The organism is Halovalidus salilacus (assembly GCF_031852275.1).
Taxonomy (GTDB): Archaea; Halobacteriota; Halobacteria; order Halobacteriales; family Natrialbaceae; genus Halovalidus; species Halovalidus salilacus.
The window spans coordinates 2,142,408-2,156,339 of sequence record NZ_CP134700.1 but is presented as its reverse complement, the minus strand read 5'-3'; the positions used below and the strand labels follow the sequence as shown (position 1 = coordinate 2,156,339).

General features: G+C 65.1%; 13 protein-coding genes. 3 read left to right on the top strand and 10 right to left on the bottom strand.

Features of this window, described 5'->3' with window-relative positions; translation table 11 throughout:
* Position 1: 1 nt before the first annotated feature.
* On the top strand, positions 2-1,720 hold the full coding sequence (locus RJT68_RS10755; RefSeq protein WP_407036559.1) for a pyrroloquinoline quinone-dependent dehydrogenase: 1,719 nt from the start codon (positions 2-4) through the stop codon (positions 1,718-1,720).
* A gap of 87 nt (positions 1,721-1,807) precedes the next feature.
* Here the strand turns inward: RJT68_RS10755 and RJT68_RS10750 are convergent, their stop codons facing one another.
* The 7 genes from RJT68_RS10750 to RJT68_RS10720 form a co-directional block, all read right to left on the bottom strand.
* Positions 1,808-2,107: an amphi-Trp domain-containing protein gene (locus tag RJT68_RS10750; RefSeq protein WP_407036558.1), complete on the bottom strand. Its 300-nt coding sequence runs from the start codon at positions 2,105-2,107 to the stop codon at positions 1,808-1,810.
* A 159-nt stretch (positions 2,108-2,266) separates the two neighbouring features.
* Positions 2,267-2,752 carry a ferredoxin Fer gene (gene fer / locus RJT68_RS10745; RefSeq protein WP_407036557.1) on the bottom strand — a complete coding sequence of 162 codons (486 nt, stop codon included), beginning with the start codon at positions 2,750-2,752 and terminating at the stop codon, positions 2,267-2,269.
* Positions 2,753-2,817: 65 nt separating this feature from the next.
* Positions 2,818-5,148 (bottom strand): CDC48 family AAA ATPase, encoded by a 2,331-nt coding sequence (locus RJT68_RS10740; protein ID WP_407036556.1) that lies wholly within the window; start codon positions 5,146-5,148, stop codon positions 2,818-2,820.
* Positions 5,149-5,317: 169 nt separating this feature from the next.
* On the bottom strand, positions 5,318-6,427 hold the full coding sequence (locus RJT68_RS10735; RefSeq protein ID WP_407036555.1) for a putative sulfate/molybdate transporter: 1,110 nt from the start codon (positions 6,425-6,427) through the stop codon (positions 5,318-5,320).
* Between the two features lie 1,119 nt (positions 6,428-7,546).
* Positions 7,547-7,921: a DUF7344 domain-containing protein gene (locus RJT68_RS10730; RefSeq protein WP_407036554.1), complete on the bottom strand. Its 375-nt coding sequence runs from the start codon at positions 7,919-7,921 to the stop codon at positions 7,547-7,549.
* Positions 7,922-8,010: 89 nt separating this feature from the next.
* Positions 8,011-8,679 carry a helix-turn-helix domain-containing protein gene (locus RJT68_RS10725; protein ID WP_407036553.1) on the bottom strand — a complete coding sequence of 223 codons (669 nt, stop codon included), beginning with the start codon at positions 8,677-8,679 and terminating at the stop codon, positions 8,011-8,013.
* Positions 8,680-8,883: 204 nt separating this feature from the next.
* A complete protein-coding gene (locus RJT68_RS10720; RefSeq protein ID WP_407036552.1) occupies positions 8,884-9,441 on the bottom strand; it encodes a hypothetical protein in 558 nt (185 codons plus the stop codon).
* A 304-nt stretch (positions 9,442-9,745) separates the two neighbouring features.
* Here RJT68_RS10720 and RJT68_RS10715 point away from each other — a divergent pair, with 304 nt between their 5' ends.
* The gene (locus RJT68_RS10715; RefSeq protein ID WP_407036551.1) at positions 9,746-10,168 is read left to right on the top strand and encodes a universal stress protein; all 423 of its coding nucleotides are present in this window, start codon (positions 9,746-9,748) and stop codon (positions 10,166-10,168) included.
* A 94-nt stretch (positions 10,169-10,262) separates the two neighbouring features.
* On the opposite strand, the gene RJT68_RS10710 is transcribed toward RJT68_RS10715, so the two are convergent.
* A complete protein-coding gene (locus tag RJT68_RS10710; RefSeq protein WP_407036550.1) occupies positions 10,263-10,868 on the bottom strand; it encodes a metal-dependent hydrolase in 606 nt (201 codons plus the stop codon).
* A gap of 409 nt (positions 10,869-11,277) precedes the next feature.
* Entirely contained in the window at positions 11,278-11,691 is a 414-nt protein-coding gene (locus tag RJT68_RS10705; RefSeq protein WP_407036549.1) for an EamA family transporter, read from the bottom strand.
* A 560-nt stretch (positions 11,692-12,251) separates the two neighbouring features.
* Here RJT68_RS10705 and RJT68_RS10700 point away from each other — a divergent pair.
* Entirely contained in the window at positions 12,252-13,049 is a 798-nt protein-coding gene (locus RJT68_RS10700) for a ZIP family metal transporter (RefSeq protein WP_407036548.1), read from the top strand.
* An 89-nt stretch (positions 13,050-13,138) separates the two neighbouring features.
* Here the strand turns inward: RJT68_RS10700 and RJT68_RS10695 are convergent, their stop codons facing one another.
* Entirely contained in the window at positions 13,139-13,843 is a 705-nt protein-coding gene (locus RJT68_RS10695; protein WP_407036547.1) for a DUF2270 domain-containing protein, read from the bottom strand.
* Between the last annotated feature and the right edge of the window lie 89 nt (positions 13,844-13,932).

Below are 13,932 nucleotides of genomic sequence, written 5' to 3'. Positions count from 1 at the left end.
CATGTCAATCGAAGAAGACAGGGCCGTTCAGGCCGCGAAAGATACGATCGTCAGAGAAACGGACCAGGGATTCCGCGTGCTCGGTTCGCCGGATAAATCGGTCACGCACCAGCACGACACCGACCGAATCGAGGAGTTCGACGTCACCGACGAGATGATCCTCGAGTCGGGCGACAACCCCGAGGCGTGGCTCACCTACGGCGGAAACCTCGAGCAGCACCGTCGAACGAACGCGGGCGTCATCACGCCCGACAACGTCGACGAACTCGAGGTCGAGTACGTCCTCGACGTCGGGGCCGGCTCGAGCATGGAGGGGACGCCGCTGATCGTCCCCGGCGACCCGCCGGTGATGTACCAGTCGAACGGGCCGAACCACGTCAAGGCCATCGACGCCCGCGAGGGGGATATCCTCTGGAGTTACACGTACGCCGTCCCGTCCGACGTCGTGCTGTGCTGCGACGACAACAACCGGGGCGTCGCCGTCCACGAGGACAAGGTGTTCATGACGACGCTCGACTCGGGCGTCGTCGCGCTCGACCGCTACACGGGAGAGGAGGTGTGGTACACGTCCACGGCGAACCACGAGGAGGGGTACTCGGCCACCTGGGCGCCCGTCGCATTCGACGGGATGATCTTCACCGGGAGTGCCGGCGGCGAGTACGGCGTTCGTGGCTTCCACAAGGCGCTCGACGCCGAAACCGGCGAGGAGCTGTGGCACACCTGGACGTCGCCCGACGAGGAGTGGGTCGGCGACAGCATCAACCAGTCCTGCGCGACGAACTGGATGAACGCGACGATCGACGTCGAGAACCGGCGGCTGCACCTGCCGATCGGCAACCCCGGGCCGGACTTCGACGGCTCCGTTCGTCCCGGACCCAACCGGAATAGCTGCGGCACGCTGACGCTCGACATGGACACCGGAGATTACGTCTGGTCTCACCAGGAGGTCGCACACGACGTCTGGGACTACGACTCCGCGGCCCCGCGCATCCTCATCCGGGACTTCGAGATCGAACACCGGAACACCACGACCGACGTGGTCGTCTCCGCGGGGAAGACCGGATGGCTCTACACGATGAACGCCGACACCGGCGAACTCATCGAGCGCAGCGAACCGGGGGTCCAGCAGCTGAACATGTACCGGATGATCCCCCACATCGACGAGGGTCGTCGGATGCCGTTCATGCCCGGCGCGATGGGCGGAAACGACTGGCAGCCCCCCGCCTACAACCCCGAAACCGGCCTCGTCTACGCGAAGATGAACAACTCGCCCCAGGAAGCCTGGTGGCGGTTCGAGGAGTACGAGGAGGGCAAGAAGTACTGGGGCGGCATCCTCGAGGACGAGACCGAGGCGGTTCCCGACGAGTACAACGACAAGATCAGCGCCATCGTCGCGATCGATCCGGAGACGGGCGAGCGCGTCTGGCGCGACTGGATCGAGAGCGAGGCCTACATCTGGGGCGGCCTGATGACGACCGAGAGCGGCGTCGTCTTCACCGGCACCCAGAACGGGGACTTCATCGCCTACGACGGCGAGACCGGCGACCGACTCTGGGAGTACGACCTCGGCGAGGCGTCGATCGCTGCCAGCCCGATGAGCTGGTACGACCCCGAAACGGAGAAGCAGTACGTGGCGATTCAGGTCGGCGGAAGCGGCTGGCTCCGACGCGGGAGCGGCGGACGCGACACCCGCCTGGCCGTCTTCTCGCTGCAGAAGTGACGGCGCGGTAGGCGCGATCGCTCACCACCGATTTTTCGTCCGTTGCCGATTCGGCGCGAGGATCGTGACCCCTGACCGTCGGTTCGATTACCGGACGCTGAGGCCGCCCTCCCCTTCCGCCGCTTCGAATTCGAATTCGATCTCGAGTTCCGGCGTTCGACGGCCGGAGAGTTCGACCTCCACCTCGATCGGTTCGCGGTACTCGAAGGGGATCTCCCACGACCCGCCCGAGACGGTCAGCGAAGTGTCGTCCTCGAGCGCCTCCGCGATCTCCCGGAGGAATTTCGCTGCTTCCGTTCGAGAGAGGTGCGCTTCCCGTTCGAAGAACCCGTCAGTGACGGTCGTTCGGTCGGACGAATCGTCGTCGGGTAGATTCGCGTTAGCCATGTGGTAGCACACCACGCCGTGGGCCATAAGTATGTCTTCCGCTCGAGCCGGGGAACCGACGCACCGCCCGACCGAGGGCACGGTCCCATCACTGGAGCCGGTGGCTGGGGTGCCTACCGATCCCCTCGCGGGAATTCCCCCGGGTTCGGGTGTGACGGATCACACTTCCCGGACGCCGATCACGCGATCCTGCAGGTACTCGAGGTGCATCGCGTTGTAGACGAGCTTCACCTCGTCGCTCGCCGGTACCGCCTGACACGTGAGGACGATGTTGCGCTCCTCGACCTCCTCCTCGGTGAGGATGAGGTCCATGTCCATCGACAGGTCGCCGTCGTAGACGATTCCGGCGCAGTTCGCACACGAGGCGGCGCGACACTCGAACGGCCACGCGAATCCCTCGTCCTCCGCGGCGTCGAGGACGTACCGCCGTCCCTGCACCTCGATCGTTCCGTGGTCCGCTTCGTCGAGGTCGGCGTCGGCCGCCTTCTCGAAGAGGTCGTCGTCGTCGATGCTCCACCCCCGTTCGTCCAGCACCTCGAAGTTCAGGTACTCGACCGTCCGGACGGGTTCGCCCCCGCCGTCGTCGCTCTCCGCGTCCCCTTCGGCCTGCTCGCCGAGCCGAACGTTGGGGAGGTCGTAAGACATGTGATCACACACATCACGATTCCACTTAGCAGTACGGGTGACTCCTCCCGCGTTCTCGGACCGAGTCACTCGCGTTCGAGGCCGGCGAACGGATCGATCGATTCGTCGTCCTCGCGGAACGCGTCCAGCGCTCGCTCGAGGTGCGCACCGGTCACCTCGAGGTCGTCGACGGACCGCCGTCGCGGCTCCCGGCCGAATTCGTCGGCGATCCGACCGCCGCTGGCACCTCCGTCGCCACCGGGTGCGGGTTCGTCTCCGGCGTCGGTAGCGCCCCGGACGTACTCCCCCACGGCGTTCATCGCCGCGGCGCGACAGAGTCCCTGGATATCGGATCCGACGGCGCCGTCCGTTCGAGCGGCGAGCGAGTCGAGGTCGACGTCGGACGCGAGGGGCCGGTCGCGGAGGTGAATCTCGAAGATCTCTCGGCGCGCCGACTCGTCGGGCGGGCCGACGAAGACGCGTTCTTCGAACCGGCCGGCGCGGAGCAACGCGTCGTCGATGAGTTCGGGCCGATTGGTCGTCGCGAGGACGACGACGTCCTCGAGTTCCTCGAGTCCGTCGAGTTCGGTGAGCAGTTGGGAGACGACGCGCTCCCCGACGTTCGAGTCGCTCGAACCGCCTCGAGTGCCGGCGATCGCGTCGATTTCGTCGAAGAGGAGGACGGTGGGTGCGTTCTGCCTTGCTTTGCTGAACACGTCGCGGATACCGCGTTCCGACTCACCGACGTACTTGTCGACGAGTTCCGGGCCCTTGATCGAGATGAAGTTCGACTGCGCTTCGTTCGCGACCGCTCGCGCCAGCAGCGTCTTCCCGGTCCCCGGCGGGCCGTGGAGTAAGACGCCGGTCGCCGGCCGCAGCGCCAGTCGTTCGAACGCCGCCGGATGCTCGAGGGGCCACTGGACGGCTTCGCGGAGCGTCCGCTTCGCCCCCTCGAGGCCGCCGATATCCTCCCAGCCCACGTCCGGAACTTCGACGAAGACCTCCCGCATCGCCGAGGGTTCGACGCCGCGGAGCGCCGACTCGACGTCCGCGTCGCCGATCTCGACCGACTCGAGTCGATCGGTCGGCAGTTCGAACTCGTCGCCGGATTCGGCCTCGCGCAGTCGTCGGAGCGCGCACATCGCGCTCTCCCTGAGGAGGTTCTCGAGGTCCGCGCCGACGAAGCCGTGGGTCTGTTCGGCGTACCGCTCGAGGTCGACGTCCGGGGCAAGGGACACGTCGCGGGCGTGAATGCGAAGGATCTCCGCCCTCGCCTCCGCGTCCGGGACGCCGATTTCGATCTCGCGGTCGAATCGGCCCGGTCGGCGGAGGGCCGGGTCGATCGAGTCGACGCGATTCGTCGTCCCGACGACGACGATCCGGCCGGCGTCGTCGGCGCCGTCGAGCAACGAGAGCAACTGGGCGACGATCCGCCGCTCGACGTTCCCCGCGGCGTCGTCGCGCCTGGGCGCGATGGCGTCGAGTTCGTCGACGAACACGATCGCGGGCGCGTTCTCCGCGGCCGTCTCGAAGACCTCGCGCAGGCGCTCCTCGCTTTCGCCGTAGTACTTCGAGACGATTTCCGGTCCCGAGATCGTCTCGAAGTGGGCCCCGACCTCGTTCGCCATCGCTCGAGCGACGAGCGTCTTCCCGGTGCCGGGCGGTCCGTACAGGAGCACGCCGTTCGGCGGGTCGACGCCGAGACGCGCGAAGAGATCCGGGTACCGTATCGGTAACTCGACGACCTCTCGAACGTGCGCGAGTTCGTCCTCGAGTCCACCGATATCGTCGTACGTGACGCTCGAAATCGTCCGTTCCGTCGATTCCGCTCGCGCCGTCCGCCCGGATTCGGGAGCACTCCGGTCGCCCCCCGTTTCGGTTTCGGTCTCGGCTCGCGTCGTCGATATCGTCGCCGGGTCCGGCGAGACGACGACGGACGTCCACTCCTCGACCCGGACGAAACCGTCCGGATCCGCGTCCACGATCTCGATCGGTACCCGTCGATCCGGGCGGTCCCCGCTCGAGTCGACGGAGGGTGATACCGACACCGTCCGGTCGCTCGAGAGCACGCGCCCGGCGAGCGCATCGCGTCGAGAGAGGGCGAGCGCTTCGTCGGACGTGACGTCCCTCGGGAGCGCGATCTCGATCCGTTCCGCCGAGCGTACGTCCGCCGGTTCGGCGTCGACGACATCGCCGACATCGACGTCGAGCGTCTCGATGAGCTCCCGGTGGAGTCGGATCGTCCGTTCCGGCCCCTCCTCGGACGGACGAACCCTCGCCTCGGCGACGGCCGTCCGGCCGGCCCGCCCCTCGAGAAGCACGTAGTCGCCGTGCTCGAGGTCCAGTTCGGTCATCGAATTCCGCTCGAGGGCCGCGACCGGTTCGTCCGCGAGGAGCGGTTTGACGACGAGTTGCATGCGGTTCGTTCGTTTGGTACCGTGTCACGTTCGAACGGAAGTACGTTTGGGTAGGGCGGGAAACCGGGGCGACGACGTCACTCGCCCCCGACCGACGGCGTCGGTAGCAGCGAGACCGCCGCCTTCGATCTCCGTCGACCAGACAACACGATGTCACGTCGAACTAGGACTAGGGGTCGGTTGCCGAACGGCGCTGGCCGACCTGGTAGACGAGCGCGCCGACGAGCAGGCCGACCGCGACGTTCGTAACCGCACCGAGCACGCCGACCAGGACGGTCACTCCGAGCGCAGTCGTCCGGAGCGCGTTCCGGCCCAGTTCCAGCGCGATGATCCCGACGAGGACGCCCAGGATGGGGAGCGGGAATTCGGCGACGAATGCGGAGTGTGCGAACAGCGCGATCGTAACGAACCCGAGCCCCTGGACGACGTTCGAACCGCCCGTTCGTGCGCCGAACGCGTGCGCGCCGGCGACGCCGCCACAGCCGTGACACATCGGAATCCCACCGGCCGGAACCGCGAGCACGTTCATCACACCCATATTCCGAGACAGCCGGTCCGCACTGACCTCCTCGTCGAACAGGTCGGAGATGAGCAGCGACGTCGCGATCGCGGCGTTCCCGATGGTCATCGCCAACTGCGCGAGTGCGCCGTCCAGTGCGCTCACGGCGACTCCCGCTGTCAGGTCGGGCACCGGCGGTGGGCCGGGCAATCCGGGCGTGGGAAGTCCGGATAGCTGGGTCGTGATGACGCCGCCGAGGACGAAGACGGTGAGCGCACACGCTCGCTTGTATCCGAGCACGACCACGACGAGGGCGGTTGCCCCGCCGAGTGCCGCGATGCTCGGGTCGTCGAGGGAAAGCCCGACGCCGGTTTCCAGCAGGAGGAGGGCGACCGCGAGCTGGACACCGCGCACCGCGGGCTCGCCGACCCACCGTTCGATCGTCGCGACGAGCCCCGTTCCGCCCAGCACCAACAGCACGATGCCGAGGACAACCCCGGCCGCAGCGAGTTCCGGGTAGGACAGCGACCCCGCGATGCCGAGCGCGACGAGGGCTTTCATCGGCTCGACCGATACCGGAAGGCCGTACACGACGCCCCAGAGGAGTTCGAACGCGCCGAACACGAGCAACACGTGGGCGAGTGAGATGTCACTCAGTGCGGCGAGCGCCACGACGAGCGGAAGCGCCGTGGCGAGATCGCCGACCGACCCCGTAACTTCACCGACCGAAAAACGGAGCCGGTTCTGCCGCTCGAGTGATGACCCGGTCGATCCGGCCATCAGGATCCTCCGCTCACGTGCATGTCCTCCCCGCTGGTGGTGTAACCGCGGTCGATTTCTTCCGACTCGTCTTCGGAGTGAGTCCCATCGTCAGCACCAATTCGTCGCATCCGTGCTATTCCCACACGTACGGTTGTCTATCGGACGAATCACCTTGAGCGTAACGAGTAACCAAACCGGATCTCGAGGGACCTCTATAGAAACCAAATTTAGTTGCACCAGACGGGACTACGTATTTCCTCGGGCAACGCGACTTCGTCCGCTGTTGGAAGAATTGCAGAAGCACGGTCGTCGAAGGACCGTTCGCGTACCAACCGGCGATCCAGTCGATGGACGGGACGTGGACGCCGCTGGTCGTGAGGAACTCGTCGTCGTCCCGTCCGGGAAAATTCTGCACCCGGGTAGGCACGCGAGAGCGGTCATCTCGATGGGGATCATCGGGCACTCGTCGACAACTGCGTGACTCTCCTCGCCGAATCACCACCGCTTCGTTTCTGTGGGTTGCCGGCACTATCGCCGATCCGTGGCCGATCCACGCCGCATCGGTTCCGGCGAGTCGTGCCGACGACTTCGATGATTCCCAGTCATTCAAAATCGGGTGAAAGTTGATACGAGCACCTTAACAACCGCCGTATGCGGGGTCAACCCGCGTTCGCTGTACGTCCCACCCGTGCAGCGAGAACGTGGCGACGGAGCTGGACGCAGCCCCGTCCACGACTCATCTCCACCACTCACCATCGCCTTCGTCGTCACGTTCCCGGCCTCACGCATCTTCGGCGGTACCCCTCGAGGCTAGTGATCGCCGATACTACTGACGGCGACGCCGAAGCGAGTGGAAACTCGAGGCGGTCCACTGGCGGGTGTGATACGATCGAGGTCGACGTGTCACTGCTGCCTCGAGTAGCGGATCCGACGCCGCCGATGCGCGAGCGAAAACCGGCACACGCCGTATTCGACCGTTCCAGCTCCGGCTCTCGCTCGTCGCGGTGTACGGTGTAAACGGCGTGGGGGACCGTACTTGTCCGCCGAGTGCTGATCGTGTTCCGGCTTCGGTACTCAGACTCTCGACTACGCGTTACACGCCGAGGAATACGGTCACCGTACCGGGGCGTTCAGCGATCACGCTGACCGATCCCACAGTGCAACTGGCGGTTCAAGCCCGGGGTCAGCGTCGATGATGGCCGAGAGCTGGGGTTCCAACTGATCGAACTGGGAAGTTGGTTCCACCAGTTGACGTTCCGTATCGTAGTTGACGAGCGATAGGTCTTCCAACTTCGGGATGTGGACGTGCTGCAGAGAGATGCGAATAGTCCGCGACTCTTCTTTGGAAACCTCCATGGGAGACGTGTGATGATTGTGTTTGATGATCGCCTTCGTGAGGTCGTTCACCGTTAGCGACCGCTCCTCAGATGCGAGTACTGCGAGGACGATACGGCGGTGTTGCTCGTGACACAGTTCGAGAAGCGTATTGAACTCGGTGGTGGTCCCAACCATACACGGATAAACCGTCCCTTCGCGGAAGAGGGGGAAGGCTGTATAGTACTACTTTTCGGGCATCGACCGGACGGTCCGTCCGTAGAGAGTCAGGCTTCGTTCTCGTCGGGATGACTGAACGTCAACGTACTCGTCACGAGGTTCTTGTACGCAGCGCGGAATCGGTTCGAGAGTGTCTGCTGGGAAACCCCCAGCTGGTCCGCCAACTCCCTCATCGTCACCGCGCGTGGGACCTCGTAATAGCCCGTTTCGAGCGCAGTAACCAGCGTCTCTCGTTGCGTCGGCGTGAGATCGTACTGGGCGCTCGCCATCGGCTGCTCCTGTTCCTGCGTTCGATTGAGTTCGATTGAAATATCGTTTTCAGCGCAATAGTCTCGAAATTTCGAGAGCGAGTCGTGGTTGTCGAATCGCATTCGCAATTCCCACTCTTCCGCTTTACCGATGGCCCTCATGAGCGTCGCCCCGAGTTCCACGTACGCATAGATGATGGTCTCGACGTTTTCCGTCCACTCGGCACGATACAATCTCGCGTCCTCTACTTCGTCGATAATAGTGGCGTTCTTCACGGATCGATCGTTCTGAAACGCCGCTTCGAATTCCTCGTGATCACCACCCGTCACCCAGAAATACGGCATGAGTCGGTCTTCCATCGTCGCCACGACCTGCTCGATCTCGACGATCATCCGTGGAGCCGATGTGAGCGTGTGGTTCAGCGCGAGATCATCTGACTTAACGGAAAATTCGGCGATAATGCTCATACCGCTGGTTGGGGGTCGAGCATCATAAGTCGTCGTCAGAATCCGGGATATCTGCGCCGTATAGACGGGACGATCAGACACGTACCACTACTGAACACGAGTTTCGCGGTTCACTCCGAAGGAGGAAGCCGTATCACCAACTCCTGAGAAGAACGAGTCGGCTCCGTGTGCGAGGCCGTCGCCAGCAATCACCGACCAGGACACTCACTGGTCGGCCGCCATATCGTCGAGGACGCGGTCGCCGAACGCGAGAACGAGTACGGCTCCCACGAGGTCGAAACAGAGGTCGAGAACGGTGTCTCTCCTCCCGTACGAGACGAGTATCGGTTCGACGCCGAGGCGACTCGCCGCGACGTGAATACCGTACTCGACGACCTCCCAGAGCAGTCCGAGGCAAGCCACTGCGGCGACGACGCGGGGGCGGGGGTCGCGACCCCGACGTCGGCTGATCGCGAAGACGGCACCGCCCAGGATCGACGACGAGTGCGCGTGCGTGAGGTGGTCCCACCACCAGACCTCGTCGTACGGACCGAGCATACCGACGGCGTGAGTGATCATCGCGGCCTGGACGTACGCGCGCTGCCAGGGGCGAACCTCCACGCCGTACGCTCGTTCGACGAGGTCGGGAAGGTACGTTCCCATCCCCGCGACGACGGCGTTTACGACCGCGCCCGGATCGCGTCGTCGAAATCCGACGACGAACACCGCGAGCAATGCGTACCGAATCCCGCGTTCCAGCGCGCGGACGACCGATGCGTTCATCGTGACAGTTCGTAGTCGCGATGCGGAATACATAGGGATACCGAACCGCGGCTCGGTCGGCTCGTTCGCACGGATCGCGTCTCTCGGTCGGATGTATGCCTCCCCTTGCCCGACTCGAGCGTCACGCGGCTCGCGTCCAGTGCGTCCCTCGGACGATCGCGTTCGACCGCAGAATCCGTTTTCGAGGACTGGCACCCCTATCCGGCGGTGCCGGCCCCGCGGGAGCGTCGCCAGTACGGGAGCGCCGTCCCAGATCGTTGGAAGTTGCCCAGCGTATATACCGTCGGTCGTCGAACGGTCGCGTATGAACCTCCTCGTCCCGATCGACGACTCCGACCCGGCACGGGCCGCGATCGAACACGCCGTGACCACGTTTCCCGACGCCGACATCACGGTGTTACACGTCGTCGATCCCGAGACGGCCATGTATCGGACCGACGCCCCCTTCAACTTCGAGCGACTCCTCGATATCGAGGAGGAGAAGGCCGAGACGCTGGTCGAGTCGGCGCGAGAGATCGCGGAGGAACGCGGTCACGACGGATCGCTGACGACCGAAATCGTCATCGGCGACCCGGTTCGAACCATCGTCTCGTTCGCGGAGGATCACGGTATCGATCAGATCGTCGTCGGGAGTCACGGCAGATCGGGCGTCTCCCGGATGTTACTCGGCAGCGTCGCGGAGCAGGTCGTCCGCCGAGCCTCGATGCCGGTGACCGTCGCTCGGTGACCGCATCGCCGATCGATTCTCGAGGGGTCCGCAGTCGAGAACCGATGTCGCTGACGCCAGCGATCGTGTCATCGGTGTCGTCAGCGGATACCCGTCAGGCTCCGCGGTAGCGTTCGGGGAGGTACGGGTGTAGCGGTGGCGGTACCAGCCCCGCCAGCCGCTCGGCGACGGTCGCGAGGGGTTTCCGAAGCAGGACGTAGACGGTCGACACCCCCAGCAGCGCGATCGTGACGGTACCGATAGGGCCGTCACCCGCGGCGATCAGGGGCGCCGCGACGAAACCGGCGAGCGCGAGGTCTTCGGGGGCGCCGTCGTAGCGGATCCAGCGGCGGGGTCGGATCCACCGTCCGTGGTAGTGACTGTAGACCGCCCGCTCCGAGCCCGCGAGCCAGGGGCGTAACTCGAGGCCGCCACCGGCGACGTCGGTCACGGCGTGGAGGGCCGCTGCGGCGAGTCCGACGGCGAGTGCGACGGTCGCCGTCGACGGCGCGAGGAGCGCCATCGCGACCGCGAGTACAGCCGCGATCGGTGCGTAGACGGGGTAGTGAAGCGTCTTTCGGTGACCGGCGTAGAGATCGAGGTCGGGGACGAGGCCGCCGACGAGCCCCGCGACGAACGCTGCGGGGGCGAACTCCGGGGCGGTCGCGAGGACGGGGAGGGCGAGCGCCATCCCCGCGAACGCGTGAGTCGTCGCCATCATTGTGTCCTCCCTTTAGGGACGGAATAGCAAATACGTTTCTCGCGATGGCGCGGACTCGTCGTTCGCCGTGCGGGTGTACTCACCGCGTGCTGGTGAGCGTGCACACGGATAAACAGTGAATTGATGTGTACACCTCCAGTTAGGAGGAACCCATCATCACACTTACTTTCTCGTTGCTAGCGTGCGACTGTGACAGTTGGCTCACGTTCCCGACAGGAGAAGGGAACGGCGGTGAACGGACTCGAATCGCGTTCACGTGACTACCGAGGACGGAGACGACTTCCGCCGAACGAAGTACCTGGTTCGAGCACGAGAACGTCGCAGTCGGGTGTTCGATGGGACCGTCGATCGCAACCCGGGTTGCGATGAGCGCGTGGACGGCTCGGGCCACACGTCAGCAGACTCGGGTTCAAGAGGCGATGAGAACGATTGCGACGGAACCGAACGCCATGCCGAGTATCTTCCTCGCCGTAATACTCTCACCGAGTACGACGATACCGAGTAGAGCACCGCCGACGAGGAACATCCCGAAAATCGGAACGACGACGCTGACGGGGCCAGTGGAGAGCGCACGAAAGTATCCGACCACGGCGCCGACGAGACAGACTCCTGCTACGAGCGCACACGCGACGGGGCGACTCGTCACCGCGGGAAGCGACCACTCGCCGAAAAACGCCGCGACGGTCGTCGCTCCCGCGGCCAGCGTCACGACCGCGATAGGCATGACGGTGAACGCCGGCAGGTCCTGCATCGCGAGTTTCATGAACGGAACCGCGAACGAATAACAGGCCATCGCCAGCAACGCCCACAAGACGTAGCTCACGGAACGTCCACCTCCGGACCCCAGCGCAGGACGCGCGCTCGTTGGTACGTCATTCACTCACACGGATATCTGACGGTACCGGGATAAAACCTACTGCCAAAACTCCGGCAGCCGGTGCGGAGGGCGGTGCCCACGATCGGGTTAGGGCCGACGACGCCGGTCATCGAAACCGTTCCGAAGAACCGGAACGTGATATCCGACTGGCTAGGGGACGGGTTGGGTTCGCAGGGATGGCCTGGTCCCCGGATCCTGACTCGGCGCCGCCGGACATCGTACTGCTGATCGGCGGCCTGCTCGTCGCCGTTCGGCTCGCGTCGGGTGTCGTCCTCGGGTTACGGAAACGCACCGACAGTTCCATCGCCGTCGGTCCACATCCCGTAACGGCGGAATCGATATCCCCTCCAATCCCCGAGCACCGTCGTCTCGAGATCAGTTGATTCCGTCCCGTTTCGACGCTCGCGCTGCCGGAGGACGACGACCCGCCGAACCGCACTCTGCGACCGACGAGCGCGCCGCTTTCGTCGGTGATTTATACGAACGGTCCGACACGTCGGACGGAGATGGCCCTCCTCGAGAATATCGCGTTCGTGTTCGTCGCGGGGCTCCTTTCGGCGCTGGCGACCGGGGTTGGCGCGCTGCCGTTTTTCTTCTTCGACTCGATCAGCGACCGCCGGAACGTCGTCCTCTGGGGGCTCTCGTCGGGAATCATGCTCTCGGCGTCGCTGTTCGGTCTCGTCGACGAGGGGCTGGCCGAAGGGACGGCCCTCGAGATCGCGATCGGCATGGCCGCCGGCGTCGCGCTCGTCGTGGTCGCCCGCGAGGTCATCGTCGACGCTGACATCGATCCGCGCGAGTACGAGGAGGCGGATTTCAAGAAACTCGTGCTCATCCTCGGCATTCTGACCGTCCACAGCTTCCCCGAAGGGATCGCCGTCGGCGTCTCGTTCGCCGATCTCGGCCTCGAGGGCGGGACGCAGATCCTCGGCTTCACCGTTCCCCTCCTCGCGATCTTCATGACGATCGCGATCGCGATCCACAACGTGCCCGAGGGAACCGCCATCTCGATCCCGCTGAAAACGATGGGCGTCTCCGAGTGGAAGATGGTCTGGTGGGCGGCCTTCTCGAGTCTCCCGCAGCCGATCGGCGCCGTCATGGCGTTCGCGTTCGTCCGGATCGCCAGGACGCTCCTCCCGTACGGCTTCGGCTTCGCCGCGGGGGCGATGATCTACCTCGTACTCAGCGAGTTCATTCCGGAGGCGCTGGACGTCGGCGAGGAGTTGCCCGGCGGCGGAAAGCGAGAACTGGCCGGCGGAATCGCCGTCGGGATCGCGATCATGGTTCCGCTCGCGTTCGTCTGAGTCGGCGCCGGGCGCTCCCTCGAGCGGCCACCGCCGAGAGGGCGCCACCGCCCCCTGGACGTGGCGGACGCCGAGGACGAGGTCCCGACTCAGCGGTGCTTGCCAATCTCCGCTTCGCGGAGTTCGTCCTCGGCCCGCCACGTTCGCGGTCGAACGGTCACGAACACAGCGAGGAGGTAACCCGCGGCGACCGTGGCGATGACGGCGATCCCGGGGATTTCCCCGACGGCGGCGCTTTCGGGCAGCGGCCGATCGACGAACGCGGTGATGCGGGCGACCCACGCACCGAGGGTGATCGTGTACAGGAGCAGGTAGATCCGCCGGAGGCGGTGTGCGATCGCCTCTTCGGTGCTGATCTTCATCGTCGGCCGTCGGTAGTCCTGGCTCAGCTTCTCGCGCCACGCCGGATCCTCGAGCCCGGCGGAGGGATCGAGTCCGTACGCGAAGACGTTCTTCTGGAGCGTTCGGACGCGCCCGCGCCAGATGTCGTAGCCGCGGTAGCGGCGCGCTTCGACGATCAGGAACGCGGTCACCGCCGCCGCGCCCAGCAACACGACGTAGTGGGGGTTTTCTCGGCTCGAGAACGACCACGTCAGGATCGCGCTCATCACGACGATCGCCCAGTATGTCGTCTGGTCCAGACGTTCGCGCCAAAATTTCATCCGGTGGATCTCGCCGCGGTAGAGGTGGGCCACGGCCGAACTCGGCCCCATCTCCTCGTCCAGCAGGCCCGCACCGATCTCACGGTGGTCGGCGTCGGTCGGGTCGACGTCTTTCGTCGATTCTCCGTCCATCTCGGTCGATGGTACTCGAGCGACGACGAAAAGCGGGCCGATACCGCGCTCCCGTTCGGCGGACGGGGACTCGTCCATCGCGCTCTCGG